This is a genomic window from Halothiobacillus neapolitanus c2 (assembly GCF_000024765.1).
Taxonomy (GTDB): domain Bacteria; phylum Pseudomonadota; class Gammaproteobacteria; order Halothiobacillales; family Halothiobacillaceae; genus Halothiobacillus; species Halothiobacillus neapolitanus.
The window spans coordinates 736,220-762,460 of the sequence record NC_013422.1; the positions used below are offsets into that span (position 1 = coordinate 736,220).

Genomic DNA, 26,241 nt, shown 5'->3' on the forward strand with positions numbered 1-26,241 from the left:
AATTTGCCGAACCGTTTACTAAGCCGTTTACTGAGCCCATTAATTAGCCATCGGGGCAGTATCATTTGTGGGCGCTACGCTTGCCGGTGGTGGCGCCATGCCACCGCCATCCGTGAATGTCGGCACGGCCTTGGCAGTGCCCGAATCTGTAGGTTCCGACCCCGCCGGTTGGGTGGCTGTGCCGTCACCACTGTCGGGTGTGATGTTGTCTTCCGGCGGCAGAGCAACCGTCGGGTTGCCCTCTGCCTGCTTGCTGCTGTAGTCGACGACTGTACTTGGGATATAGCCACTGTCCGTGCCGTCCATCGGTTGCAGCAGGCCTTGTTGGAATTGTCCCCAGGCCGGTTTGCGTTCAATTTCCCCTGTCAGGGAGAGACTCAACTGACCGGTTAGCCCATTGATGGCCTGATGCGCAAGCAAGGGCTGCAAGTTGGCGGCAATCATCAGGGCATCGGCGCCAAAAGCGAATAGACGCGGGAGTTGTGAGAGGCTCGCGCGTTCGTAATTAGGCCGCATGGTGCCGTTTGGCCCCTCGTTGGCTGCGAGCAGTACCGGTTCGACCGGAATAACGAGGCCGTCCATGTCCTGATTGGCGAGCGGATTGGGCGTGCCGTTGTACACCATGCCGACGCTGTACCTAGGAAGCTGGTCGGCGCCGAAATAATCGAGTTGCGGCACGATCATCCGCATCTGCTGGCTGGTGGCACCAAGGAAAATCCCCTGCGCATCTCGTCTAATCTTCGGCTGGAATGGGCCATTTCTGGAAGAGGTGACTTCCAGTAGCCGGCGAAGCTGGCTCGAGAAATCGGTGGCGCTCGGTTCGAAGAAGGCGTTGTCGAGAATCTGCCCGCCGAGCAGAGTGTACTCACGCGTGAAGGCATCACTGATGCGGTGACCGAGGCTGTTGTCCGCGCAGTAGACCAGCGCTGTCATTTTCTGGTCGCGAATCATCTGATCGGCAGCGGCACGCGCATCGGCATCGGGCGACAGCGAGTAGCTTACGACACCGGCAGGCAGGCTGGTGCCATCGGTGGGTGTGTTCAAGGCAATGACGGGTGGTGCATTGGCAGGCAGGTTGGCAAGCGCTGGAATCTGCTCCTTGAGCAGCGGCCCGATAATCACCGAAGGATTGGTTGCCAGCGCCGCCGTCAATGCCTGGGTGAAAGAGGCCAGTGTGCTGCCGCTGTCCTGAATCTGAACGCTGCGATCACCGGCCATTCCGAGCCGGTCATGGGCGAAATTGATGCCATCGCTGATGGCCTGGCCTACAGGCTGGTAATCGCCGGATAGCGGCACCAATACAATGACCGGCCCTTGGCCCGTCGGTAGGGGAATATTTGTGGCAGTATCCGATCGGCTGAGGAGCAGGGCAGTGAATCCGGAGGTGACCGCTGGATGATCCGGGTGGTTATTGATCCAGGTGTTCAGCTCTCCGGGGCGTGTCCGGTACGCCAGGGCAAGGCCGATCCAGTCGGCAAAATGGGCATTGGTTGCCTGTTTCGCTGCATCCGAGAGTTGATTGATGTCGGCTGAGGAAAGATCGTTCCAGAGCGTTGCTCGGTTTTGATCTGCTGCTGCACCGGTGAGCAGATCATTAAGTGCCGAGCGTTGGCGGGCTGCATCGATAGGCCGTTTTTCGGCTTCATCAATGGCGGCCAGCAGGATCAGGCGACGTTTCGCTTCATCCGGAGTCAGCGGTATCGGCAGATTGTTGACCGTATCATATGCATTGGAAAGACTGCCTTGCTGCCATTGTTCGAACCCGGTGAGCAGTTGGGCGCGCCGTGCGGATACGGCAGGCCAGAGTGCTTGCGTGTGTGCCTGCGCGTAGAGGGTGTTTGCCAGCGCAAAATCTTCGGCGTCTATGGCCGTTTCCAGTGCGCGCATCTGCATATCCGCCTGCGTGGTGCCTTTGAGCGTGGCGGCGTAGTTCATCTGGGCGGCGGCGATCTGTTTTGGATCCTGGCTGGCAAGTGCCTGATTGAGCGCAGCCTGCGGGCCGGATGGTGCTTGACTTGTGTTGGAATTATAGGGGTTCTGAGCACAGCCTGAGAGCAGGCCGAGCATGAGCAGGAACGCGAAGCCCGCCTTCGTTATGTGACGAAAACTCGCAACTTGTCGGCGGAAGGCGCTCAAATCTCTAATAGTGGCAGGCATGGCAAATGAGTGACTCTCGTGATGGAAATGGCACAGTTGCCATGAGATTAAAGTGACGATGGACGGTATGATGATTAAATTAATTTTGAGTAGCAAGTCATGATGATGCCGATGGACGCTTCCTCTGCGGACACCTGTTGTGCCCATGCCGCGCCAACCTCGCCGGTAGCGGATGAAACAGAGGAATTCGATGATGGCCTGACGCCCACCCGCTGGGTTGAACCCGGCGTGTTGTACCTTGTGGCGACACCCATCGGCAATCTGGCTGATCTGAGCCCGCGGGCGGTTGCCGTGCTCAAGGGCGTACAGGTTATCGCCTGTGAGGATACGCGCCATGCGCGCAAGTTGTTGGATCATTTTGGTGTTCGCCAGCGCGTAGTGGCGTTACACGAGCACAACGAAGCATCCCGTGTGGCGACTGTGGCCGAGTGGCTTTCTGAGGGGCAGTCGGTTGCGTTGATCAGCGACGCGGGCACACCTGCCATCAGTGACCCGGGAAGCCTGCTGGTGCGGCGACTGGTCGATCTGGGGCATCGCGTGAGCCCCATTCCCGGCGCGTGTGCGGCGATTGCAGCTTTGTCGGCTTCCGGGCTCGACAGCACGCATTTCTGGTTCGAAGGGTTTCTGCCTGCCAAGACCCAATCGCGCGCTGCCCGTTTACAGGTTTTGGCTACCCAACCGGCGACGCTGATTTTCTACGAAGCCCCTCATCGGATACGCGCCATGCTGGAAGCCGCACAGACGCATCTTGGCGAAGCACGCCGCGCCGTTGTGGGTCGAGAGCTGACCAAACGGTTCGAAACGCTGGTTTCCGGTGACCTGGAGTATCTGGCTGCCGCCGTTCAATCAGGCCAAATCCCGGAGCGTGGCGAGTTTGTGGTGCTGGTCGAAGGGGCCGAGCCCCAGGAAACTTCTGCCGAAGCATCGGGCGTGGCTGTCGAGCAATTGCTTACTGTCTTGCTGGCCGAAAAGGCGCCTGCCAGCATGATCGCCCGCGTACTGACCAAATTGACTGCGATGAAGCGCAACGAAGCGTACGCCATTGTTCAGGCCCGATTGGGCGAAGTTTCGGAGGGTTGACTGCAGATTGCTTGTCAGTTGCCCCGGCCAATCGGTAGTATGGCGGGTTAAGGCTTCACTTAAGTTATAACAAATCTTTTTCTACGAAGGCGGTATATGGCGACGCAACAGATCACGGGCAGTCTGGTGGCACTGGTCACTCCGATGACGGACACTGGGGCCGTGGATTACTCGGCATTGGCGCAGCTGGTCGAGTTTCATATCGAGCAAGGTACGGACGCGATCATATCGGTCGGTACGACAGGTGAGTCGGCCACGCTGGACTTCGACGAGCATGTGGCCGTCATCGAAGCGACCGTGCGCGCGGCGGCGGATCGGATTCCGGTCATCGCCGGTACGGGCGCCAACAATACCCGTGAAGCCATCGAACTGACCGAAGCCGCCAAAAAAGCCGGTGTTGTCGCGCACCTGTCGGTCACGCCTTATTACAACCGCCCCACGCAAGCGGGTTTGATCGCCCACTTTACAGCCATCGCCGATGCGGTTGACCTCCCGATGATCCTGTACAACGTGCCCGGCCGTACCGCAGTGGACATGACGACGCAAACCACATTGGCCTTGAGCGCGCACCCTCGAATTATCGGCACAAAGGAAGCCAGTGGGTCCCTGGAACGCATTCAGGCGTTGATTGCGGGCGCGCCGGAAGGGTTTGCCATCTACAGCGGTGATGACGGTCTGGGATGCAAAACGATTTTGTCGGGCGGGCAGGGCACCATTTCCGTTACGGCCAACGTGGCTCCGGCCTTGATGCATCAAATGACGTCGGCGGCCTTGCGGGGTGATGAAGACGAAGCACTGGCCGTTGATGCCCGTCTTGCTTCTCTTCACCGCGAATTGTTCTGCCAACCCAATCCGATTCCGGTGAAATGGGCAGTTGCCGCAATGGGCTTGGCCTCTCCGGCACTCCGCCTGCCTTTGCTGCCGTTGACGCCGGAGTTCATCCCTCAGGTTTGTGCTGCGCTGAATTCCGCTGGCATTGCCACCGAAGGCTGTTCATAGAACACAGCAGTACAGCGGTTACAAGCTTGTGCCGCTTTTTAATGTGCCCCACTCATTGGAAAATGAGAAAAGATGTGATCGAATCGGTTACCTTATGGCCTCAAAATTTACTTCCTAATCATCGCGAGTTTTTTCCATGATCTTCAACGCCCCTTCAGCCGTGCGATTCAAACTTACCATCCTGGCCGGAATGGTTCTGGGCGCAAGCACCTTGGCGGGCTGCTCCTACATCCCGTTTATCTCTTCTGACCAACCGGTGAACAGGGCTGCCAAGCTGGACGTGCCGCCGGCCTTTACACCACCAAGCCCGCGCGCTGAATTGGCTGTTCCCGAAATTGCTTCGGCTCGGGCTGCACAGGCCGCGGCTCGAACAGAAGGTAGCGGTGTCCTTGTTTCCGGTACCGGGGTCAAGGTCATGGGTGGACCGGATTCGCGTTATCTGGCCGTTGATGCCAAGCCGGATGCCGTATGGCCGAAACTGCAAAATTTCCTGCAGGATGAGGGTTATATCGTCAAGAAAATCGAGCCGGGTGTCGGGATGATTGAAACGGACTGGACCGGCACGCAGTCTGCCGATCAAAACGGTTTCAACCTGATGAGCTTCTTGAAAATTGCCAAGGACACGTTCTTCAAGCCGGATCATATCCAGAAGGTGCGTATCCGCATCGAAAATGGTGAGAGTAAGGATCAGACGCTCGTATTCGTGACCAGTAAGAAAATGGAGTTGACCGGCGAGAAGCCATACTTCCCGGGTGATGATGAGTCTTCGTTCAAATACGCCAATGCTAAGGCTGATCCTGCGCTGACGGCAGATATGCTTGCCCGCTTGACGGCCTATCTCTCGGGCAAAACCGAAGCAGAATCCCGTGCGTTGGTAGCTGCCAGCTTCGCTCCTCGTTCGAAAATCATCTTCAACAAAGATAAGGACGAGCGGTATCTGGTGGTTAGCCAGGCTTATCCGCAAGTATGGAATCGCTTGGGCTTGGCCTTGGATCGCTTGGGCTTCAATCCGGTCAAGAGCAATCAGAAAGACGGTGAAATTACGGTTACACACCCTTACCCGCAATCGTTCTATGCCGATGGCGCCATTCGCGGTGCGAAGGTGGATATGAAGCAGAAGATGAGCATGCAGCTCACTTTGAAAGCGTTACCGCAGAAAGACGGTTCAACACGCATTGATGTGTCTGAAATCAGTGTGACTGGCGGTACATTGCCCGATGACCGCTACGCGGTATTGAGCAAAATCAACGAACAGATGGAATAAATATTATCCAGCGTCCCGTCAAGCTATGCCCTTTGCTATCGCCGGGTGCACCGTAACATGTGGTGTGCGAGGCGTGCAGTTGTTCAGCAGCATGGTTTTTTGTTCTTGATAACCGCCTGATCCGGGCGGTTTGGCTTGGGCGGGTCCAACCCAGCTTTGGGTTATAATCCCCAAAAATTTGCATTTTTAACGACAGGTTCCTGAAGCGTAATGACGACACAATCCGAATTCAAGAAAGTAGTGCTGGCCTATTCCGGTGGCCTTGATACCTCAGTTATTCTCAAGTGGCTTGAAGATACCTACGGTTGTGAAGTGGTGACATTCACAGCCGATCTGGGGCAGGGCGACGAGCTGGAGCCTGCACGCATCAAGGCGCAGAAAATGGGCGTCAAGCAGATTTTTATTGAAGATCTGCGTGAAGAATTCATCCGTGACTACGTATTCCCGATGTTCCGCGCCAATGCGGTTTATGAAGGGGAATACCTCTTGGGTACGTCAATTGCCCGCCCGTTGATCGCCAAGCGTCTTGTCGATATTGCCAATCAAACCGGTGCGGATGCCATTGCGCACGGTGCGACCGGCAAGGGTAACGATCAGGTGCGGTTTGAATTGGGCGCCTATGCCCTCAAACCCGGTATCAAGGTGATTGCGCCGTGGCGCGAGTGGGATCTGCTCTCGCGCGAAAAACTGATGGCCTACGCCAAAACCCATGATATTCCTGTCGATTTCGCCGCTGCGGGCAAGAAATCCCCTTATTCGATGGATGCCAACCTGCTGCACATCTCTTACGAAGGTGGCAACTTGGAAGATCCATGGTGGACGCCTGAGGAAAGCATGTGGCGCTGGTCCGTATCCGCGGAAGCGGCGCCGGAGCAAGGCGAAGAATTCGTGCTGACCTTTGTCAAAGGTGATCCGGTTGCCATCAATGGCGAAGCCCTTTCTCCTGCCACCTTGTGGGAAAAATTGAACAAGCTTGGCGGCGCGCATGGTGTCGGCCGACTTGATCTGGTCGAAAATCGCTATGTCGGCATGAAATCGCGTGGCTGCTATGAAACGCCGGGTGGAACGATCGTTCTCAAAGCGCGTCGGGCACTGGAATCCATCACGCTGGATCGCGGTGTCGCCCATCTCAAGGATGAACTCATGCCGCGTTACGCCGAAATGATTTACAACGGCTATTGGTGGTCGCCTGAGCGCGTTATGCTGCAAGCGGCGATTGACGCATCCCAGGCTTATGTGAATGGCGACGTGCGTTTGCGCCTCTACAAGGGCAACGTCCAGGTGTTGGGCCGCCGCTCGGATGACACCTTGTTCGATCCGTCCATTGCCACCTTTGAAGACGATGCCGGTGCCTACGATCAGCGTGATGCGGCGGGCTTTATCAAGCTCAATGCGCTTCGTATGCGCATTGCTGCGCAAGCCGGCCGCCATTTCTGAGGCATATTTTCTCAGCCTTTGCTTGAACCGCTGCCAAGTGCCTGATCCTCGGATGGACAGGCGTTAATTTTGATAGCCAGGATGAGCCAGTGACGCAATCAGTGCACCTTGAAACAAAAGCATGTTATGGGCCTCGACAGTGGGTCGTTAAGGTGCTTTGGTGCAAAAATATCCCTTTTTTTCGTGTACTGCTGTCCTTGTTCCTGTTTGTCTCGTCAGTTTCTGGCGTTCAGGCGGCGGAACCAACCCAAACGACCGACAAGGTCATTCAAATCGGCGTATTGGCCTATCAGGGAAAAGCGCAAACGGCGCGTCGCTGGGATTCAACCGCTGCGTATCTGAGTGAGAAAAATCCCGGCTATTCCTTTCATATAGAGCCAATGTTCCTGTCCGAGCTTGCCGCCGCCGTGCGGGAAAACCGCCTCGACTTCGTGCTCACTCAGCCCTTGCAGTTTGTGCAACTGGCTCAAAATGATGATGTCTGGCCATTGGCTACCATGGTTGTTAAAACACCTGGCGGCACGCTGAATCGGTTTGGTTCGGCCATTATTGTGCGTGCCGATCGAAGCGATCTTCAACATGTCTCTGATTTGAAAAACAAAATAGTGGCTGGTGCGTCCAAAGATGCATTGGGCGCGTGGTTACTGGGTCTTGATACTCTGGTCCGTGCAGGGATCGATCCCAAAACGCAAATTCAACCCCTGTTCACCGGCTTGCCGATGTTTCAGATTGTGGAGGCCGTTTGGCAGCACCGCGCCGATGCGGGCGTAATACGCGCCGGATTTCTAGAACAGCTTGAGTCACAAGGTGCTGTAAAAAAGGGTGAATTCCGGGTTCTCGACCCTAGTCAGTACAGTGATTATCCCTATCTGGTTTCAACCGAGCTTGTGCCCGAATGGCCGTTTTCTGCGACAAGTAGCGTGGATCGAGTGTTTGCCGAAAAGGTAGCCCGGGACTTGATGGGGATGACGCCTGATAACCCCGCATTAATTTCAAGTGGAATCAGCAAGTGGGCATTGCCGCTGGATTACTCGACTGTTCAGCAAATAAGGGATCGCTGGTTGCCAGGCGACACGTCGCTTATCGTTTTATTCAAGTCATACGGTTGGTGGTTGCTTCTGCCTATTGGCTTGATGCTCCTTGTTTTTTTTCTGCAAGGTAAACGAACGCAGAAAAAAATAGCACGCCAGGAAATTCAGCTGAGGAAAACACTCAATGCGCTGGAAGATTCGGTTGTTGTTCTGTCGCTGGATGGCCGCGTGTTATTCGCCAATCAACCCAGTCGACAGCTTTTGAGACATCCCGTTGAACACACCGACGAGTTGAGTGGGCGACATTACACGGTACTTTTCGATCTTCGTTGGCGTGAATCCGACCCCAACTTCGATCTGCGAACGGCCATCGGTTTATTGTGCAAGCGTCCCGAGCAATCCTACAGTTTGCAATTGTCTGTTGGACACCAGATCAAGGACATCGATGTTCACCTTCGTCTGCTTGGATCGTGCTTGGATAAGCTGTCATCAAAAATCATCCTCACGCTGCGCGATGTGACCGACTATCGAGAAGCGACGGCCTTGCTGGCCTACCGGGCCAGCCATGATCGACTCACGGGGTTGCTCAACCTCGCTTCTTTTGCGGACTTCCTCGAAACCCAGTGCAATGTCCTTGAACAAAAGAAAAGTGAAGGATTGATTCTTTGGCTCGATGTGGATGACTTCCGGCTCATCAATGAGACTAATTCACGTTCTGCCGGGGATCAGGTTGTTGCCCGTATCGCAAGTTTTTTGAGTTTTTCTGTGCCGCCAACGGGCGTTATTGCGCGACTGGGGGTTGACGAATTCGGGGTTTGGATTCCGGACGTGCAATCCTTCCCTTATCAGCAATGGCCGGATGAGTTGCTGAGCGGCTTGCAGGATATGCGTTTCGAGATTGGCGATCAGCGGCTCCGAGTGAGTGTCAGCATGGGTGCGTGTCTGGCTGATTATCGATTGGGTGCTGATCTGCTGAATGATGCTGAAGCAGCCTGTCGGCGGGCGCATCGCGAGGGCGGTAATCGGGTGGTCTGGTTCTCTCGTGATGATCAGGAAATCGAATCCAGACGCCATCAACTGGCCACCTTGCACCAACTCAAACAGGCTCTGGATGAAGAGGGGTTGATGCAGGTGATTCAGGCCATTGTGCCGCTGCCGCTCCCTTCTGCCAATCAGGCGCTCCTGCCGCATTATGAGGTGCTGTTGCGGTTGCGCGGTGCGGATGGCAGCCTGCAATCGCCGGTGCAGTTCATCGAAGCGGCAGAAAAATACCACTTTATGTCCGAAATCGATCGGTGGGTTATACGCCAGACGTTCGCACTGTTGACGCGTTGCGGGAAAAACCCGCCACTGCTTGCCATCAATCTCTCCGGCGCAACAGTGCAGGATCCATCGATGAACGCGTTCATCCGTTCTGCTTTCCGTGAGTTCAATCTCGATCCAGCCTTGATCTGTTTCGAGATTACCGAAACCTCCGCTATCACTAATTACGAATTGGTGTTGGAACTGGTCCATTCGTTACGTCAGTTGGGCTGCAAGATCTCGCTCGATGACTTCGGTGCGGGGTTATTGTCTTTCGAATTCATGCGTCGTTTGCAGCCGGATTTCGTCAAAATCGATGGCAAGCTGGTTCGTGACATCGAGCATGACCCGGTCGCCTCGGTCATCGTCAGGGCCATTCAGCAGGTATCGGAAGTGATGGGTGCCAAAACGATTGGCGAGTGGGTCGAGAACGAGGCCACCTTGCGCCGGTTGGAGGCCATCGGTATCGATTTCATCCAGGGTTATTACTACCACGCGCCGGTTCCCATCGAGACCTTGATCCAGGAACCGTTGATTCATCAATTGCCCGACTGAACAATATCGCCCACCTGCACTACATGTTGGCCGCCATAGTGGATGCGCGACGTGTGTTCACCCAGTCGTGCAACTTCAGCCGCACCCAGGTTTTGCAGCAAGTATTGCTCGGTAAACGCATCCTGACCGGGCTGATAGACGCGGTCGGTTCGTTGCAGGATGAGCAATCGGTCGCTGCTGCGCAGACCATCGTTGATGCCGCGATTGATCGTGATGGTCGCGCCGTCGACATGCAGCACCTGACCGATCAGTGGCTTGCAGCCCAGTGTCCGGTCGATCCAGTTGGCGGCCTCTCCCGCGAGTTGATTCATCGCCCGTCCATAGGCAGAGGCACCGAAATCAGTGCCCAAGGCATCGATTACAGGATCATATACGCCTGCCTTGACACTGGGTGCACTCACCGTGGTTTGAGCAATGGTCTGCGTTGTCAGCGCATCGACGATGCGGATATCCAGCGTGCCTCCGCGTGGGTTGAGGCTGGGGCCAAGAAACGACCACATGCTGGCTTGTCCCGATAGGCCGAAGTTATGCCCGCTGATGCGGATAAAGTAGGGCGTGCCATGGCTCTTGAAGGCGTCAACCGCAGGCTCTGGGCCGGTGGATTGGGTCGCTTCCGTGGTTTCGACGTGAAAGTGACCGGTATTCTGCAGATCGGTCGCAATGGTTTTACTTAAAGCCGCTCCCAGGTTAACTACATCTTGCGGAGGAGAAGGTAGCCACACGCGGGTCAGCATCACGGTTTTTTTGAAACGCGCCTCGGCGCATTGGAGCGCCCCGTCTGTTTTGGGTGCTGGCGTTTGGGCGTTTGCTTGGGCCGATTCGCCGGGCGGCGCGGTCATGCCCGGCGCACAGCCAGTCAATGCAAGCAGGCAGGCCAAGGCCAAAGTGACATGGATGGGGGCGGGGTGCTTCAACATCGTAAGTCCTGTTTCTATATGCCATCTGGCGCGTAGATTGCGGTCAGTACAGCCACTTTACGCTATGATCATCCCAGTTTTGAAGTACATCCGAGGTATTCATGTCTGTTCGCACCCGTTTCGCGCCATCGCCCACCGGTTTTTTGCATATTGGTGGTGCGCGCACCGCTCTGTTCAGCTACTTGTATGCGCGCAGGCACGGCGGCCAGTTTGTACTTAGAATCGAAGATACCGACCTTGAACGATCCACACCGGAATCGGTGAACGCCATTTTGGAAGGCATGACTTGGCTGAACCTCGATTACGACGAAGGCCCGTTTTATCAAACGCAGCGCATGGATCGATACAAGGAAGTGATCGACCAACTCATGGCGAGCGGTCACGCTTATCACTGCTACGCGAGCCGGGAAGAGCTGGATCAACTGCGTGAAGCCCAGATGGCCCGTGGCGAAAAACCGCGTTATGACCGTCGTTATAGGGATTTTACCGGCACGCCGCCCGCCGGTGTGGCGCCGGTCGTGCGCTTCCGCAACCCGCTGGATGGCGAGGTTGTGATCGAAGATGGCGTGCGAGGCCGCGTAGTATTCCAGAACAGCGAGTTGGACGACCTGATCATCGCCCGTTCCGATGGCACGCCCACTTACAATCTCACGGTGGTGGTTGACGATTGGGACATGGAGATAACCCACGTGATCCGCGGCGATGACCACCTCAACAACACGGCCCGACAGATCAATCTTTACCACGCCCTTAACGTGACGCCGCCCCAGTTCGCGCATCTGCCGATGATCCACGCGCCGGACGGTACCAAGCTATCAAAACGCCATGGCGCCGTGGGTGTGATGCAGTATCGAGAAGAGGGTTACCTGCCTGAAGCCCTGCTCAACTATCTTGTGCGCCTCGGTTGGTCTCATGGAGATCAGGAAATTTTCGACCGGGCGGAAATGATCTCGTTTTTCGACATCAAGGACATCAACCAGTCCGCATCAAGTATCAACCCGGAAAAACTGCGGTGGCTCAACCAGCAATATTTCAAGCTCCGCCCCGTTGAGGAAACGGCCATCGAATTGCGCTGGCATCTGGGTCGTCTCGGTGTCGACCCGTCGGTTGACGGGCCGAATCCGGCGAAAATCGTCGCGGCCTATGCCGATCGGGCGCACACACTGGTTGAAATGGCCGAGCAGGCTCTGCCGTACTATCGTGATCTCACCGGCTACGATCCCGTCGCGCTGGAGAAACTGGATGACGATGCGCCCGGTATTCTGGACGCTCTGGCGATGGCACTTTCCCAGCCAGAGGACTGGGAAAGCCCGGCGCATCTGGATCATACGGTCAAGGAAGTGGCCACCACGCTGGGCTTCAAGCTCGGTAAAGTCGGGCCACTGTTGCGACTGGCCCTGTTGGGGCATGGGGCATCACCGAGTCTGGGCGTAACGCTTGATCTGTTCGGCCAGGAGAAAACCCTGCACCGTTTGCGCGATATGCACGCCTTTCTGGCGCGGTAAACGCACGTATGGTGCGCCTGCCTAACCTGATGTCCCATAGTTCGCTCCGCTGGGCTTTGGCATACATTGTCATCGCTTCACTGTGGATCGCCTTGATACAGTGGTTGCTCAGCAGTCTCGGTGGTGCGCGCTGGGTCATTTCCCCTGCTGGTTTGGTTGTTGGCGGCGTATTTGTGCTCGTCACGGCTTGGTTGTTGTTTTTATTGCTTGAGCGCAACCAGCAGGGTCCTCTGGCCGAGCCGAATGATACTCACTCGCGGGGTTCCGACCCAAAATCGTGGTGGAGCGCATTGGTTATCCTTATTGCGTTCACGTTACTTGCGCAGTTGTTCATGGTTTCTTACGCCACGCGCGAATATCGACCGGTTCTCCTCAATCAGGCGCAAACCGAACTGACCTCGCAGTTGCGTCTGCACAGCAAACTGATTACCGACTGGTTAACCGAACGAAGCCAAATCGTCGATAAACTGGCGGCACAGTCGGACGCGCTGGCAAATCGGATACGCAGCAGCCAGGCACAACCCGTCCCGCCCTCCGGCAGTACCTTTCCTTCATTTGTCGCCCTGATTCAGGATGGCCGATTCCATACCATTACCTTGTTTGATCCCGATCACGTCAAGAAGCTTAAATTCGGCTCGAACCTGATTGCCAAAACGCCGGATAATCTATTCGAGCGGGCGGCTGCCACATCCAAAGTGCAATTTGCCTGTGTGTTCGCACCGGGCCAGAGCGGTGGTGATTGTTTCTGGGTATTGCCCGTTTATCTGAGCCAGTCTGAGGTGAGCGGCGGCCCGTGGTATATCGTGCTGGCTGCCATGCTCAATGAAAGCGGCCTGGTGCAGTCCATGCCAGCCGGAGAACCCTTGCGGTTAGAGAACGCAGTGCGCACCTTGCTCCTGCTGGCACAGGGGAATGATTCCGCAAAATCGTGGATGACAACGCCGTTGATCGACGATTTTTCGCAATTGAGCGAACCGCAGATGAGTTCACGCGTTGAACCGGTAAGCAAAAGTGATCTTGACTGTTTCCGCAAGTCACCTGCATTCCTTTCCCTTCAAGCGCGATTGAGCCCATACCCGCCGGATGCTGACGTATTGAAGAGCACTGCCAACGGACAGATCTATTGCCAAGGGCATACGCTGCTCTATGCCAGCACACAAGTCCCGCAGATCAATGGCCTGCTCTGGGCCGCTACCACGCAGGACATCGTGCTCGATCCGCTACGCAAGACGCGCCAATGGCTTGCCACGGCTTCCCTGATCGGCGTGTTTACCCTGTTGATTGCCTTGTTCCTGTTCTGGCGCATCATGCGGTTGCAGCGAGCCAAAGTGCTGGCCGGTCTGCAGCGTGAGCGCCATCAATTGTCCCAGCTGTGGGATTCCATGCCCGCAATGGGGCTTGCCATTGTCAACCCCACCGATTGGCACATCAGCATGGTCAATCAAAGATGGATGCAACTATTCCACGATAGTCAGGAATCGTTGCTGGGGCGGAGCTTTCTGGATGCGATCTCACCGGTGACGGGGCTAAATACCGTCGAGAACCTGACTTCGGGCGATCCCAAACTGCTGGAAGACATCCACACCGGTTTGCGTGATGAGGTCAGTTTGATACGCAGAGTACAGACGGGCGAATCGAGCCAGAGCTGGGTGCGCTTTCATATTCGCGCGCTCAAATCGAGTCGCCATGACGCCGAAGGCCTCATCGTGGCGGCCGAAAGCTTGGGCGACAGTATTGAGCAAGCAAACGAGCTCAAGGCAGAGCGTGATTTCTGCCGCCTGACTGCAACCTTCTCCCAGCCGCAACCGAAACCACCCGTAGCGACGCCGATGCCGGGCAGTTCATCCGATGACGCCTCAGAACCAGAAATCGAAATCGCAACGGCGGTTGAAGTCAGTCGACTCACCCCGTTGGCGGAGCAGGTCATCGAGCAAAGCAGCTTGCTCGCCATATGCCTGTACACCAACTGGCCAGAAGTCTGGTCGAGCTCATCTGAACTGACCGGGCCGCAGCTTGAACAGCAGGAACATGTATCCTTCGAATGCGTCGGCTGCACCGCCCCCGTCCGTGAAATCGCCAATCAAGTCGCACAAATGGGCCTGATCGACCGCGTACTGGTCGCCCAGACCCCCATGTTCATCGACGACCACGCCCGCAACACAACCATCAGCGGCACACTCCAGAACGAGCTGATCGAACAGTTGAAGCAATACCCGGTCGGCGCTTTAGCCATCGTCCCCATCCCCGCAGTAAACGAAGGCGACCCCGTACGCGCCCTGATCGTATTCGGCGAAGACAACCTACGCTTCACCGAACCGGTCAAAGCCTCACTGCTGAGCCTGTTGAAAGCACTGACCATACGGCTTGATGAGGAGGAATGAGCTAACACAGTTCATTCGCGTAATTTTATGATTCATTAAAAAGTTATTTGATCGTAATCTGATGAAAATATTTAAGTTATTAAAAAAATTGATTAGGTTGGAGCAATATGAAAAAGTTTATTTCGTCTAAATCACGTTGTACGCGATAATCATGAAGCCACTAGGGATAATGAATAAAGAGGAACTTAAACAGGCTTTGGTAAGGGCGATAGTCCTTGAATATCAAAACTCTAATTCATTTGGCGCAATGAATTGGGGGCATGATGCGCCCCCATCAATGTTTGTGGCTAGGAATAACCGGTTTAGTCTGGCGAAATTATATGCCAGAAAATATGATCCGGTAAGTAATCTCTTATTTAAGAGAAAGTTGCCATCTGGTAAAGAATGGGAAGGTACAAAAGTTTTGGTTTCTAACCCAATCCATGCGTGGGTTGAAGGGGAGTGGTTGCATATTGGGTGCACTGTTCCAACAAGGCATTGTCGTGGCTTATAAGGTGTATAACATGGCGCTCAATCCGACCCACCTCCGCGGTGTGCTTTTTGTGCAAAATTCGCACAAAAAGTACACCGCTCCGCCGGTCGGCTTAGCTGGGCGTTGGGCGTCGAAAGAATGAACGGTTCACACATCAAGTATCGTCTCGGCCTTGGCAGTCCTTTGCTGCGCCGTTCGTTCTGGGAAACCACAGACCGAAGGCAGCTACACATTCTCATCATGCGGTTTGCTCAGAAGCAGCACTTGCTATCTGGTAAGGCAAAGCCCAGCTTCATTTGGCGCCGGCGTCGCTTGGAGGCTGTCGCAGTATTTGAGCGCCGCTTCGGGCCTGTGCCGGCCGTGTTTAGGGCAGCAACGTTACCGAGGAAGCTTTCGTTATACAGCACGGAAGGGCGGCACATTTGGCCGTTTGCCGCCCAACCAGCGCTTCAAGCCGGCAGTCACGCGGCTTAAGCTAGGCGTTATGTTCCATCAATGGAGGAGTAAATAATGAGCACTGAGGCACGATTACGGGAAGCAATCGAAGTCGGCGAGGTATTGAAAGTAGTTTACGGTGGTGGCAGCCAGCCTGGTGCTATGAGGGAGGTGGCACCTATAAGCATTGAGAACGGGAAAGTGCGTGCGCGTTGTTTCACTTCTAATGCAGTGAAGTTATTTGTGATTGAAAAAATCACGATACTGCAAGAAGCAAATAGTGTATCCGCAGTCGAATGGAATCCCGACGCCGAACAGGTCCCTCGCTATCAATTAATTAACGATCTTTCCGAAAAAGAAATAGACTTCTTATTGGCCCTTGGGTGGCATGTTGAATCTGATAATAATTGCCTAAGCCTGCACAGGCGATTTAAAAACGGGAAGCCTATGAAAGGCTCAGATGTGTCAATTGATTATGAGGAATATGCTTACGATTTAGTTGTCGGGTTAGATGGAGAACTACACGAAGAAAATCGAAGAAAACGTCAGCGGCCTTGGTCAGTCCGAGGCAAGAATCAAGATACCAGATCCTATGGAAGCCTGGATAAGGCAGCTGGGCTATTCCTTGAATGGGCCGAGTCATTGTCCCCATCGAAATCATGAAAACGCTAATAATGGAACATAACTAGGCGCCTCACCCGACCAAAACCGCGATGCGGTTTTAGTCGGGTGAGCTTGGTCGTTAGCTATTGAATACAAAAAGCACACATTTTGCTAAGTTTTAGCAGATGAAGCCCATCACATGGAACCCGGAAAAGTCAAGGCACTGGATTCCCGCCTACGCGGGAATGACGGGTTTTTCGAGATTCCCATTTGGGAGGTCCAAAATGAGTAGGCTGGATAAAGAAGAGCAAGAAATTCTGGATGCATTTGATACGGGTGATTTGAAGCTGTCGCCAGACAGTGAAGACAGGAAACTGCGGCATCAACAATACGCCGAGGCTATGTTCAAGAAAGATGCCCGTATTAACATCAGACTATCCTCCAAGGATCTTAGGGTGCTACAGAAGAAAGCCCTGGCAGAAGGCATCCCCTACCAAACGCTTGTTGCCAGCATTCTTCATAAATATGTGGAAGGTCGCTTGCACGAGGATAGATAATTAAGGAATCTCTGGGAATCTCGAAAAACCCGTCATTCCCGCGTAGGCGGGAATCCAGAGCCTTGATTTTTCTGGGTTCCCGCTTTTGCGGGAACGACGAATCACGGGTATTTCGAGGTGCCCAGATGAAGCTTCAACTGCCACTGTTTTTTTTGAATCAAAAGATTAGGGTCTCAGAAAAATTTATTTTCGGCATTTATGAGCTAGCGCAATGAGGTTTTCATTATGAGAACTGTGACAATTAAACCCACCGACATTCTCGATTACTGGTATTCCGATTTCATGCAGAAGCACTGGTTCGCTTCGACACCGGCATTGGATGATGTGATCAGGGAAAAGTATCAATCGTTGTGGGAGCGGGCTGCGGCGGGCGAACTCGATCACTGGCAGGATTCGCCCGAGGGGGCGCTGGCGTTGGTGATTGTGCTGGATCAGTTTCCGCTCAATATGTTTCGCGGCAAGCCGGAGAGTTTTCGCACGGAACGAAAGGCCATTGATGTCACGTTGAATGCGTTGAAAAAAGGATTCGACAAGCAGTTGAGCAAAGACCGGTTGAGCTTTTTGTTCATGCCGTTGATGCACAGCGAGATACTCGAAGAGCAGGACTTGTCTGTCGCGCTGTTCCGTCGGTACGGGCTGACGGGAAACATCAAGTTTGCGGAACACCATCGGGAGCTCGTGCGAAAGTATGGCCGATTCCCGCATCGCAATGCCATTTTAGGGCGGGAAAGCACCCCGGCGGAAGTCGCGTATCTGGCTTCGAGGGATGCCTTCAAGGGGTGATCTGAATCGCTCGATCTTCAGCGATTTGGCTGGATGTTTGGTGGCGCACCTTCAAGGATGGGGTTTCGTAATGTCATCAGCCAGCTCGCCCGATGATGATTGTTCTTTCTCTCCGAGCTCCCGTTTGTCTATGAACCAGAACACCACACCCAGCGAGAGAATGCCAGCGGAAAGAGCCAGAAGCATCATTGGCTGGACTTCTGTGAAATCCAGGATGATGAATTTTCGTGTCAAGGCCAACAGGGCAATGAGCACCACGATCTTGGTCTGAATGATGTGTTCGCGGCGTTCGATCACTTTGATGATTGAGTGTTGAAATTCCATCGCGATCAACAAAGTCATTATGCTACCGAACAATGATTGGAAAACTTGATGACTCAATATGCGCTCGTGTTGAACGAATAGGTTCGTCAGAACATCTCGAATGAGTTCCCACAGTGCCATCAGGATGATGATTGCAATCATCATTCCGAGCACGGTAGCGATGACCTGTTCGAACCGCTCGGCAAAATTCATGACCGACCAATATTTATGGATGTCGACCTGCCGGGGTTCCTTACGATGGCTGATCATGTTCATGGTGTCTTCGATCCTCAAGAGCTCATCTAAACCATGGGTGCCTCGAAAAACCTACTGAACGCGGACATTCGTCTGCTTCGCATTAAGCTGGCGGCAGCCCGCTGTCCGATTGAGGCGTAACGCTGAGCTGGCGATAGCCCGTAACGGTTTTTCGAGGCACCCCCATGTTTAATTATTCGTGCACAAAAATTTAGGCCTTCTAAGCAGAAATTCAATAGCTACCGGATAACACAAATAAACGAATTCAATTGGTTGTGTTTCAGACCGCTGCAATACGATACTGGTGCTCGGCGCGAGTTGCGACCGCATCAGAATTGAGCAGGCGTTTATTTCCAGAGTGTCAACTGTTAGCCCTTTTGGTGTATTGGCAATCATTCCATCACGATCATGGTGCCATCGAGGAAAGTGTCCCAAGGTGGGGCCGTTGTCGTCAATGTGGTTGCCGTGCTGTTATGGCTGGTTCCGGATCGAGCGGGCGCTGGTAAGCCGTAAACCAATGGGTTCTGCGGACTGAAGCGGCGATGTCATTAAACCACCTGCCCGGCAACCCAGCCCGATGACCATGCCCACTGAAAGTTATAGCCGCCCAGCCAACCGGTAACATCCACGACTTCCCCGATGAAGTACAGGCCTGGCATGTCTTTGGCTTCCATGCTGCTGGATGACAGGGCGCGCGTGTCCACGCCACCGAGGGTGACTTCCGCCTTGGCATAACCCAAGGTGCCGGAAGGCATGAGCTCCCAAGCCGCAAGCATTTCGCTCATGGCGGCAATGTCTTTGTTGCTGTGTTCAGCCATCGGTTTCGTCCAGCCTCTTGCGGCCGTCCAGTCCTGTGCGATGCGTTTGGGCCAGTAATCGCTTAAGCATTGCGCGAGGGTGCGCTTGCTTGATCTGTTTGCCTGTAGCCAAGTGGAAACGTCCAGATCCGGCAGTAGATTCAGGCGGATGGGCTGCTTTTTTTCTGCCGAATAGTGTTGGCTTTGCCAGTAGCTCGATACCTGCAAAATGGCGGGGCCGGAGAGCCCGCGGTGGGTGAACAGCAGGTTTTCCCTGAAACGTATGTTTTGCATCGCCTTTTGCGTGTTTTTCTGCCCTTTGCCTGACGATGCGCTCGGACATTCGGCGATGACTTCAAGTGAGTTACCCGTGAATGCCTGTAATGGTTCGCCATCGGTCGGCGCTAGGGCGAGGGGGACCAGCGCAGCGTGGGGCGGAATAACCGGCAGGCCGAATTGTTCAGCCACGCGGTACCCGAACGGCGTTGCCCCGAGTTTGGGGATGGCCAGCCCGCCGGTGGCGATTACCAGCGATTGACTTGTGAAAGCGCCTTGATCGGTTTCAACCAGGAATCGCTCATCGGTCTTTTTCGTCAGGTGTGTGACGGCACAGGGATGCGCCCAAGTCACGTTACCTTGCGCGCATTCGGCCTTGAGCATGTCGATGATCTGGTTGGCGGAATCGTCGCAGAACAGTTGGCCGAGCGTTTTCTCGTGATAGGCGATGCCGTGGCGTTCGACCATCCGGATGAAATCCTGCGCGCTGAATTGAGCCAGTGCGGAACGGACAAAATGCGGGTTCTGCGACAGAAAGTTTTCCGGTTTGACGTCCTTGTTCGTGAAGTTGCAGCGGCCACCGCCGGAGATGCGAATGCGCTCGCCAATTTTTGTAACATGATCAATCAGCAGAACGCGTCTACCCCGTTGGCCCGCCTGGGCCGCGCACATCATGCCGGCGGCGCCCGCGCCGATCACGATTACATCGAATTCGGTCATTTCTTGCGCGCAGAAATGAGTTGCTGGGCTAACAGCAGCAGCCACTCCGGATGGGTTTTCAATGTTGTTTTAAGGGTGTGGAACACGATCGGCAACCCGCGTTCAGCCAGAATGCCAGCAGCCCCAGCGACGGCTATAGTTGCCCACGGGAAGCGGCGCGTGGTGTCGCGCACGACCGATAGCGGGTCGTTGACGGCATCCTTCCAGGATTGGCGAAAATGCTGTTTGGCTTCATCCAGTGAGCGAGGTGCGGATTGGTTTGCCATGATCGTTAGCCTGATCCGGTTAGCGCATGGCGCGCGATAGGCGATAAAGCCGAGCGTCCCTGCCAACAGCAGGCTCACGCCACCCATGATCAAAGCGGCGAGCGCACTGCCTAACGCGGCGGCGAGCGCAAGGTAGCCCGCAGCCAGCAAAAAGCCCAGCGCCGTGAGGATCAGTGCCGAGGCCGTCAGCAGGAACACCAGACCGAAGCTGACGCGGCGGATGGCTTGCTTTAGCGCGCGCCCTTCTGCCTCAAGCAGTTCGAGCAGGGCAATGACGAACTCTGGCATCTAATATCAGTGTTTACTGAACAGTTTGGCGAGTACAAACCCGATGCCGAACGCGGTGAGCAGGCTGGCAACCGGATGCCGCTCGATGACTTGTTCTGCTTGATCGACAGTGGCTCGCGTTTTTTCGCTGACACCCTCTTTGGCCGCATCCACCCGCTGGTTCAAGGCATTAATTGCGTCATGCAGGGTATTGATGGCGTCTTGCCCGAGGGTTTCTGCCTTGGTTTGGCCGCGTGTTTTCATGGCAACTAACAGGTCGGCTAAATCGGCCTTGAGTTGATGCATGTCTTGCTTAATGGCGGCGAGTTCGTCGTTGCCGGTGGTGTTTGAAGTGTCTTCTGTGGTTTTAGGTGCGGTAGCCATGATGCGATCTCCTTTGATGACAAGAGTTCATCCTACACCGATTCGACCGCTATCGCTTTGCGAGTTCAACGGACGGGGCTGAGCGATTGAGTTAACAAGCCGGATCAAGTGATGCCTTGAGCAAATCCCGCACGTGATTAGTTTGCGGCCGAATGCCATGCCACAAATAGAAACTCTCGGCCGCTTGCTCGACCAGCATGCCCAGTCCATCGAGGGCGAATGCGCCCAAAGCCGCGCCCCATTGCATGAATACGGTGGGTTCACGGCCATAAGCCATGTCGTAGACGGTGGTGTTTGGGCCGATCAACGCGTCTGGCAGGGCAAGCTGTTCACCGGTCAGGCTGGCGGAGGTGGCGTTGATAATAAGATCAAACGGCTCGGCGGGCAGGGCATCCAATGCACAGCCACCAAGCTGCGTGTGCCCGCCAGACACATCTTGAAAATCAGTCGCCAGTTGTTCGGCTGTGGCCACGCGGCGGTTGGCGATGAGCAACCGAGCCGGAATTTCGGCTAGCAGCGGCGCGAGCACGCCACGCGAGGCACCACCCGTGCCGAGCAGCAGGATTTTTTTGCCTTTGAGGGGAATCTGGTGGAACGCGAGGTCACGCAGCAAACCCACGCCATCGGTGTTGTCGCCCAGAATATCGGAAGACGAGGGATCTGTCGGAAAAATCAGCGTGTTGACGGCCCCCGCACGTTGTGCCCGTTCGCTCAGTGTATGGCACAAGGCAAAGGCTTCGCTCTTGAAGGGAACGGTCACGTTCAGCCCCAGCCCACCTTCGCTGCGAAAGTTTTCCACGGTGGCGACAAATCCATCCAAAGCCGCCAGAATCGCGGTGTAAGCCAGATCGATGCTGGTTTGTTCGGCAAAGGCGCGATGGATCAACGGCGACCGGCTGTGGGCGATGGGATTGCCAATCACCCCGTAACGTGCGGTCATCAGGCGGCTTAGATCGTGAGTGTGCGCACGCCTTCGGCGGCGGCAAGAATCAAGACATCGGCGGGGCGCAGGGCAAACAGACCGACGGTGACGATGCCGGGGATGTTGTTGAGCTCGGCTTCGAGCTTGGCCGGTTCCATGATGTCCATGTTGTGGATATCCAGAATCTGGTTGCCGTTATCGGTGACAAATCCATCACGATACACCGGCTGACCGCCACGCTTGACCAGCTCGCGCGCGACCATGCTGCGGGCCATGGGAATAACTTCGATCGGCAGCGGGAATTTACCGAGACGCGGCACCAGCTTGGTTTCATCAGCCACGCAGACAAATTTTTTCGCCATGTGGGCAATGATCTTTTCGCGGGTCAACGCGCCGCCGCCGCCTTTGATGAGCTGTAAGTTGGCATTGGTTTCATCCGCACCGTCGATGTAGACAGGGATGTCGCCCACGCCATTGAGATCAAACACTTCGATGCCGTGTGCCCGCAAACGCTTGGTGCTGGCCTCGGAGCTGGAAACGGCGCCTTCGATTTTGTGTTTGATGGTGGCCAATTCATCGATAAAGAAATTCACAGTCGAACCCGTGCCAACCCCGACAATACTGCCGGTTTGTACGTACTGAAGCGCTGCTTTTGCAGCCTGTTGTTTGAGTTGGTCTTGTGGGGTCATGCTGGATTCCTTATTGTTTCGATGGTCAATGCCATGGTTGATCGTCAAGACGCGCTATTTCGGTTTTCGGGTGTTAAATCTGGCGTGGCATTAGGGCTACAATCAGATAGATGCGGCGCTGGCGATTATTGTCGGCCGTTATTCTGGCATGATAGGGCTTAAAGTGCATCATCTGCCTTGCTACTTCTTATAGGTACATCGTTTCGGCCTATCTTCTTAACCTGCCCATTTGACCCGCCTATTTAATTTACTCATTGATTTTAGGAGTTGGATTTGTCCGCCTTACTTCAGGATTATCTTCATCGGATTTTGACCGCCCGCGTGTACGACGTGGCGAAAGACACGCCGTTGACGCCCGCAATTCTGCTTTCCGAGCGTCTGGATAATCGAATTTTGTTGAAGCGTGAGGACACGCAGCCGGTTTTCTCCTTCAAGCTGCGCGGCGCCTACAACATGATGCATCGGCTGATGAGCGAGGGCCGGTTGGCGCACGGTGTGATAACCGCCTCCGCCGGTAATCATGCTCAGGGCGTAGCCCTTGCGGCTCAGAAGTTGGGCGTGGCTGCCACCATTGTGATGCCGCTCACAACACCCGCCATCAAAGTCGATGCCGTGCGTCGGCGTGGCGCGAAGGCTGTCTTGCACGGCGATACCTTCGATGAGGCATTTGCTCATGCACAGCAGCTTACTCAGTCCGAAGGTTTGGCTTTTATCCCGCCTTATGATCACCCGGATATCATTGCCGGGCAGGGCACCATCGGCGCGGAAATTCTGCGGCATCATCCCGACCCGATTCATGCGATTTTCGTTCCGGTCGGCGGCGGCGGCTTGATTGCGGGTATCGCGGTCTATGTGAAGATGCTGCGCCCGGAAATCCGGATCATCGGGGTTGAGCCCGACGATGCCGCCTGTCTGGCTGCGGCCATGGCTGCAGGCGAGCGAGTTGTTCTGGATCAGGTCGGGTTGTTCGCCGATGGGGTCGCGGTTAAACAGGTAGGCGAATACCCCTTTGTTGTGGCGCAAGAAGCCGTTGATGAAGTGATCACCGTGGATACCGATGCGATGACCGCCGCCATCAAGGACATGTTTGACGATACGCGCAGCATCAATGAAGCCGCGGGGGCTTTGGCACTGGCCGGACTGAAGAAATACGTCAAGCAGCACGATCTGCATGGCGAGACACTGATCGCGATCGCTTCGGGCGCCAACATGAATTTCGACCGGTTGCGATTTGTGGCCGAACGGGCGGATATTGGCGAGCAGAAAGAAGCCCTTTTTGCGGTCACGATTCCGGAAAAACCGGGCAGCTTCCAGGTGTTCTGCGAACTGCTCGGCCGTCGGCAGATTACCGAATTCAACTACCGTTACGCGGATCAGGATCGTGCGCATATTTTTGTGGGCATCCGTCTGGATACGCCCTCGGATCGGTCCGCCGTCTTCAATCGGCTGGTGCATGCCGATTATCCCGTGATCGACCTGACCGACAACGAAATGGCCAAATTGCATGCGCGGCATATGGTTGGCGGTCATGCGCACGGCATAAGCGATGAGCGTTTGTACCGCTTCGAGTTTCCCGAGCGCCCCGGCGCGCTGCTGCGCTTCCTGACCCATCTGGGCGCCCGCTGGAACATCAGTCTGTTCCATTACCGCAATCAAGGTGCAGATTACGGCCGTGTTCTGGTGGGTGTTCAAGTAGAGCAGAGCGCCATGGACGAGTTCATAACGTACCTCGATGAGCTGAGCTATCCCTACTGGCCGGAAACCGATAATCCCGTTTACAACCTGTTTTTGGCTTGATTCGTCTGATGTTCATCCCGGTTTTTCCCGACTTCCGGCTCAGAAAAAACTGTGCACAGTTTTTGTGGATAACCCCGTGCATCACCGTCTGATGACCATCAGCAAGCCCATGCCATCAATGGCTTGGCACTATTGATTAAAAAATGATCAGATATACGCACTGGCTTTAACCATGCATATAAACCTATGTTTTTATTTGATATAAATAAAAGCTCAGGTTGAGCCTGAACGCTCTTGTTCCGTATGGGCGTTCATGTTAGCCATTCGAATGTGCATCGTTCTGGTTTGTAATCCTGTGGATAACTTTGTGCACTAATTTGGTAGGTTGCTAGGTTTTACGGTTGAAATTGGTTTAACTCTTTGATTTTTAGGATGCCATTTTTCACGTCGATCCGAATGGGTGATTCGGACCAGGAAAAATCAAAAAAACAAGCACCCGATCGCTGTTTTTTTATCCACAAAACCTGTGGATGAACTTGTGGACTTTTTACGGGCATCTTGCCGGAGATACGTGAGATCAAACAGTTGTGGGATTGGTGAAAAAATAAGCAAAAAATTGCACCTGAAAAATGTACTTATTAACCAATTGATTTTCAAGATTATATTTTTTTAGATAAACGGCCGATTAGGGGCTTGAGTAAGCGCGGTCATTTTGCTAACGGACCCTTTTTCCAAAAAATCATGCCATGCGGATGATGTGGATAAACCCTTGTGATGCACTGAGATATTTATTGAGGGCACTTCAAAATGCCTGTGATTCGTCGTTCCCGCAAAAGCGAGAACCCAGAAAAATCAAGGCGCTGGATTACCGCCTAGGCGAGAATGACGGGTTTTTTCGAGATTCCCTTGAGATATTCAAGGAAGCTTTGAATAGCTCCACCTTGTCATTTTTCTCATGAGCAATCACTTTGACTATCGTTCATGGTGCTGCATCCCCAAGTGCTTCTGATTTGATCAGAGATTCCTGCACTTCACCTGCAAGGGGTTTGTGATGCTTACTCGGCGGTTAGATTTTCTCGAGCGAGTATGCGCGTCCAGCTTTGTGCACTGATCGGCATGATGGATAGTCGATTTCCCCGTCGCACCAGCGGTAGATCTTCCAGTGTTTCGTCTTCTTTAAGTTCCTGCAAGGTGATGTTCCGCTTGGTATGGCGAACATACTGCACGTCAACTTGCACCCAACGCGGGTTTTCTGGCGTGGATTTCGGGTCGAAATAACGATGCTTGGGATCGAACTGAGTGGGATCGGGGTAGGGCGCGCTGATCACTTCCATGATACCGACAATGCCGGGTACCTTGACGTTGGAGTGGTAGAAAAAGACGAGATCCCCGATTTTCATGGCATCGCGCATCATGTTGCGTGCCTGATAGTTGCGAATGCCGTACCAGCCTTCCACCTTTTGTTTTTCAAGATCGTCGATCGAGAAGACATCGGGTTCGCATTTCATCAGCCAGTGATTCATTCGGGTTTCCTCGTAGGTTAGCGGTTGGTTTTGATGATACCGCGATTAGTCACGATGTAATCGAGCGGCACATCCCAGGGGTCGGCTGGCACTTGTGCCATTTCCTGACAGTCGAAAGCAATGCCAATAAGCGTGGGCCGCGGACGACGCAGACCAACGAGGCTGCGGTCATAAAAACCCGCGCCCATGCCCAGCCGATTACCGCGACGATCGAAGCCGACAAGCGGCATCAAAATGACGTCCATCTGGGCGCTGCGAAGTATGGGCAGACGTTGGGATTCGAGAATACCAAAGCGGTTGCGGCGAGCGTTGATCGGTCGTTGGGCTTTGGTATTGAGTGTGAACGCGGGCCGAAAATCCAGATGCAAATCCGAGCGGATCATGGGCAGCCAGATTTTGGACTCCACTCTGCGCATGAAGGGAAACAGATCGGGTTCACCGTCGAACGGCATGTAGGCAGCAATCCGGCGCGCATGGCGTACCTGGGGAATCGCAGTAAGGAAACGCCTGATGCGTTGTTGCTGACGATCGCGACGGTAACCGGTTAAAGATTTTCTGGCTTGTCGAAGTTGACGTCGAAGTGATGTTTTGCTGGACTGCATGATTATGCAAGTACGTTGGTGT

The 26,241-nt window shown here is 54.5% G+C and carries 22 protein-coding genes; 12 read left to right on the top strand and 10 right to left on the bottom strand.

What is annotated here, in order from left to right; translation table 11 throughout:
• Positions 1-39: 39 nt before the first annotated feature.
• The gene (locus HNEAP_RS03420; RefSeq protein WP_012823563.1) at positions 40-2,157 is read right to left on the bottom strand and encodes a penicillin-binding protein activator; all 2,118 of its coding nucleotides are present in this window, start codon (positions 2,155-2,157) and stop codon (positions 40-42) included.
• 111 nt (positions 2,158-2,268) lie between these two features.
• On the opposite strand from HNEAP_RS03420, the gene rsmI reads away from it, so the two are divergent.
• From rsmI to HNEAP_RS03445, 5 genes are all read left to right on the top strand, one after another.
• A complete protein-coding gene (gene rsmI, locus HNEAP_RS03425; RefSeq protein ID WP_081441178.1) occupies positions 2,269-3,237 on the top strand; it encodes a 16S rRNA (cytidine(1402)-2'-O)-methyltransferase in 969 nt (322 codons plus the stop codon).
• 96 nt (positions 3,238-3,333) lie between these two features.
• Complete coding sequence (gene dapA, locus HNEAP_RS03430) at positions 3,334-4,236, top strand: 4-hydroxy-tetrahydrodipicolinate synthase (RefSeq protein ID WP_012823565.1); 903 nt, start codon at positions 3,334-3,336, stop codon at positions 4,234-4,236.
• A gap of 136 nt (positions 4,237-4,372) precedes the next feature.
• Positions 4,373-5,500 (top strand): outer membrane protein assembly factor BamC, encoded by a 1,128-nt coding sequence (gene bamC / locus HNEAP_RS03435; RefSeq protein WP_012823566.1) that lies wholly within the window; start codon positions 4,373-4,375, stop codon positions 5,498-5,500.
• 210 nt (positions 5,501-5,710) lie between these two features.
• Positions 5,711-6,937, top strand: coding sequence for an argininosuccinate synthase (locus HNEAP_RS03440; RefSeq protein WP_012823567.1), 1,227 nt, complete (start codon positions 5,711-5,713; stop codon positions 6,935-6,937).
• Between the two features lie 89 nt (positions 6,938-7,026).
• Positions 7,027-9,825, top strand: coding sequence for an EAL domain-containing protein (locus HNEAP_RS03445; RefSeq protein ID WP_012823568.1), 2,799 nt, complete (start codon positions 7,027-7,029; stop codon positions 9,823-9,825).
• Here HNEAP_RS03445 and HNEAP_RS03450 read toward each other — a convergent pair.
• The gene (locus HNEAP_RS03450) at positions 9,810-10,742 is read right to left on the bottom strand and encodes a hypothetical protein (RefSeq protein WP_012823569.1); all 933 of its coding nucleotides are present in this window, start codon (positions 10,740-10,742) and stop codon (positions 9,810-9,812) included. The genes HNEAP_RS03445 and HNEAP_RS03450 overlap by 16 nt on opposite strands.
• A 101-nt stretch (positions 10,743-10,843) precedes the next feature.
• Between HNEAP_RS03450 and gltX the strand changes: the two genes are divergently transcribed.
• The 6 genes from gltX to HNEAP_RS03485 all read left to right on the top strand — a co-directional run bounded on the left by gltX (position 10,844) and on the right by HNEAP_RS03485 (position 17,478).
• Entirely contained in the window at positions 10,844-12,247 is a 1,404-nt protein-coding gene (gene gltX / locus HNEAP_RS03455; protein WP_012823570.1) for a glutamate--tRNA ligase, read from the top strand.
• Positions 12,248-12,255: 8 nt separating this feature from the next.
• A complete protein-coding gene (locus HNEAP_RS03460) occupies positions 12,256-14,628 on the top strand; it encodes a PAS domain-containing protein (protein WP_012823571.1) in 2,373 nt (790 codons plus the stop codon).
• A 169-nt stretch (positions 14,629-14,797) separates the two neighbouring features.
• The gene (locus HNEAP_RS12650) at positions 14,798-15,121 is read left to right on the top strand and encodes a hypothetical protein (protein WP_133484562.1); all 324 of its coding nucleotides are present in this window, start codon (positions 14,798-14,800) and stop codon (positions 15,119-15,121) included.
• 489 nt (positions 15,122-15,610) lie between these two features.
• Positions 15,611-16,198 (top strand): hypothetical protein, encoded by a 588-nt coding sequence (locus tag HNEAP_RS03475; protein WP_012823574.1) that lies wholly within the window; start codon positions 15,611-15,613, stop codon positions 16,196-16,198.
• A gap of 224 nt (positions 16,199-16,422) precedes the next feature.
• Entirely contained in the window at positions 16,423-16,695 is a 273-nt protein-coding gene (locus tag HNEAP_RS03480; RefSeq protein ID WP_012823575.1) for a CopG family antitoxin, read from the top strand.
• Positions 16,696-16,920: 225 nt separating this feature from the next.
• Positions 16,921-17,478 (top strand): DUF924 family protein, encoded by a 558-nt coding sequence (locus HNEAP_RS03485; RefSeq protein ID WP_012823576.1) that lies wholly within the window; start codon positions 16,921-16,923, stop codon positions 17,476-17,478.
• 51 nt (positions 17,479-17,529) lie between these two features.
• Here the strand turns inward: HNEAP_RS03485 and HNEAP_RS03490 are convergent, their stop codons facing one another.
• From HNEAP_RS03490 to rpiA, 6 genes are all read right to left on the bottom strand, one after another.
• On the bottom strand, positions 17,530-18,057 hold the full coding sequence (locus tag HNEAP_RS03490; protein WP_012823577.1) for a phosphate-starvation-inducible PsiE family protein: 528 nt from the start codon (positions 18,055-18,057) through the stop codon (positions 17,530-17,532).
• Between the two features lie 527 nt (positions 18,058-18,584).
• Positions 18,585-19,829, bottom strand: coding sequence for a BaiN/RdsA family NAD(P)/FAD-dependent oxidoreductase (locus HNEAP_RS03495; protein WP_012823578.1), 1,245 nt, complete (start codon positions 19,827-19,829; stop codon positions 18,585-18,587).
• Positions 19,826-20,383, bottom strand: coding sequence for a phage holin family protein (locus tag HNEAP_RS03500; protein ID WP_012823579.1), 558 nt, complete (start codon positions 20,381-20,383; stop codon positions 19,826-19,828). Before HNEAP_RS03500 ends, HNEAP_RS03495 begins: the two co-directional genes overlap by 4 nt.
• 6 nt (positions 20,384-20,389) lie before the next feature.
• Positions 20,390-20,746, bottom strand: a complete 357-nt coding sequence (locus tag HNEAP_RS03505; protein ID WP_012823580.1) for an ElaB/YgaM/YqjD family protein — start codon at positions 20,744-20,746, stop codon at positions 20,390-20,392.
• A gap of 91 nt (positions 20,747-20,837) precedes the next feature.
• Positions 20,838-21,686: a shikimate dehydrogenase gene (gene aroE / locus HNEAP_RS03510; RefSeq protein ID WP_012823581.1), complete on the bottom strand. Its 849-nt coding sequence runs from the start codon at positions 21,684-21,686 to the stop codon at positions 20,838-20,840.
• A gap of 8 nt (positions 21,687-21,694) precedes the next feature.
• Positions 21,695-22,357, bottom strand: a complete 663-nt coding sequence (gene rpiA, locus HNEAP_RS03515) for a ribose-5-phosphate isomerase RpiA (RefSeq protein WP_012823582.1) — start codon at positions 22,355-22,357, stop codon at positions 21,695-21,697.
• 273 nt (positions 22,358-22,630) lie between these two features.
• Here rpiA and ilvA point away from each other — a divergent pair, with 273 nt between their 5' ends.
• On the top strand, positions 22,631-24,154 hold the full coding sequence (ilvA, locus tag HNEAP_RS03520; protein ID WP_012823583.1) for a threonine ammonia-lyase, biosynthetic: 1,524 nt from the start codon (positions 22,631-22,633) through the stop codon (positions 24,152-24,154).
• Between the two features lie 995 nt (positions 24,155-25,149).
• On the opposite strand, the gene HNEAP_RS03525 is transcribed toward ilvA, so the two are convergent.
• Together HNEAP_RS03525 and HNEAP_RS03530 are read right to left on the bottom strand one after the other, a co-directional pair.
• Positions 25,150-25,617, bottom strand: coding sequence for an EVE domain-containing protein (locus HNEAP_RS03525; protein ID WP_012823584.1), 468 nt, complete (start codon positions 25,615-25,617; stop codon positions 25,150-25,152).
• A gap of 17 nt (positions 25,618-25,634) precedes the next feature.
• The gene (locus tag HNEAP_RS03530; RefSeq protein ID WP_012823585.1) at positions 25,635-26,219 is read right to left on the bottom strand and encodes a 5-formyltetrahydrofolate cyclo-ligase; all 585 of its coding nucleotides are present in this window, start codon (positions 26,217-26,219) and stop codon (positions 25,635-25,637) included.
• Positions 26,220-26,241: the final 22 nt, after the last annotated feature.

Excerpts from the sequence above, each read along its gene's own strand:
- HNEAP_RS03420 (WP_012823563.1), bottom strand. The coding sequence starts at position 2,157 with ATGCCTGCCACTATTAGAGATTTGAGCGCCTTCCGCCGACAAGTTGCG.
- rsmI (WP_081441178.1), top strand. The coding sequence starts at position 2,269 with ATGGACGCTTCCTCTGCGGACACCTGTTGTGCCCATGCCGCGCCAACC.
- dapA (WP_012823565.1), top strand. The coding sequence starts at position 3,334 with ATGGCGACGCAACAGATCACGGGCAGTCTGGTGGCACTGGTCACTCCG.
- bamC (WP_012823566.1), top strand. The coding sequence starts at position 4,373 with ATGATCTTCAACGCCCCTTCAGCCGTGCGATTCAAACTTACCATCCTG.
- HNEAP_RS03440 (WP_012823567.1), top strand. The coding sequence starts at position 5,711 with ATGACGACACAATCCGAATTCAAGAAAGTAGTGCTGGCCTATTCCGGT.
- HNEAP_RS03450 (WP_012823569.1), bottom strand. The coding sequence starts at position 10,742 with ATGTTGAAGCACCCCGCCCCCATCCATGTCACTTTGGCCTTGGCCTGC.
- gltX (WP_012823570.1), top strand. The coding sequence starts at position 10,844 with ATGTCTGTTCGCACCCGTTTCGCGCCATCGCCCACCGGTTTTTTGCAT.
- HNEAP_RS03460 (WP_012823571.1), top strand. The coding sequence starts at position 12,256 with ATGGTGCGCCTGCCTAACCTGATGTCCCATAGTTCGCTCCGCTGGGCT.
- HNEAP_RS12650 (WP_133484562.1), top strand. The coding sequence starts at position 14,798 with ATGAATAAAGAGGAACTTAAACAGGCTTTGGTAAGGGCGATAGTCCTT.
- HNEAP_RS03475 (WP_012823574.1), top strand. The coding sequence starts at position 15,611 with ATGAGCACTGAGGCACGATTACGGGAAGCAATCGAAGTCGGCGAGGTA.
- HNEAP_RS03480 (WP_012823575.1), top strand. The coding sequence starts at position 16,423 with ATGAGTAGGCTGGATAAAGAAGAGCAAGAAATTCTGGATGCATTTGAT.
- HNEAP_RS03485 (WP_012823576.1), top strand. The coding sequence starts at position 16,921 with ATGAGAACTGTGACAATTAAACCCACCGACATTCTCGATTACTGGTAT.
- HNEAP_RS03490 (WP_012823577.1), bottom strand. The coding sequence starts at position 18,057 with ATGAACATGATCAGCCATCGTAAGGAACCCCGGCAGGTCGACATCCAT.
- HNEAP_RS03495 (WP_012823578.1), bottom strand. The coding sequence starts at position 19,829 with ATGACCGAATTCGATGTAATCGTGATCGGCGCGGGCGCCGCCGGCATG.
- HNEAP_RS03500 (WP_012823579.1), bottom strand. The coding sequence starts at position 20,383 with ATGCCAGAGTTCGTCATTGCCCTGCTCGAACTGCTTGAGGCAGAAGGG.
- HNEAP_RS03505 (WP_012823580.1), bottom strand. The coding sequence starts at position 20,746 with ATGGCTACCGCACCTAAAACCACAGAAGACACTTCAAACACCACCGGC.
- aroE (WP_012823581.1), bottom strand. The coding sequence starts at position 21,686 with ATGACCGCACGTTACGGGGTGATTGGCAATCCCATCGCCCACAGCCGG.
- rpiA (WP_012823582.1), bottom strand. The coding sequence starts at position 22,357 with ATGACCCCACAAGACCAACTCAAACAACAGGCTGCAAAAGCAGCGCTT.
- HNEAP_RS03525 (WP_012823584.1), bottom strand. The coding sequence starts at position 25,617 with ATGAATCACTGGCTGATGAAATGCGAACCCGATGTCTTCTCGATCGAC.
- HNEAP_RS03530 (WP_012823585.1), bottom strand. The coding sequence starts at position 26,219 with ATGCAGTCCAGCAAAACATCACTTCGACGTCAACTTCGACAAGCCAGA.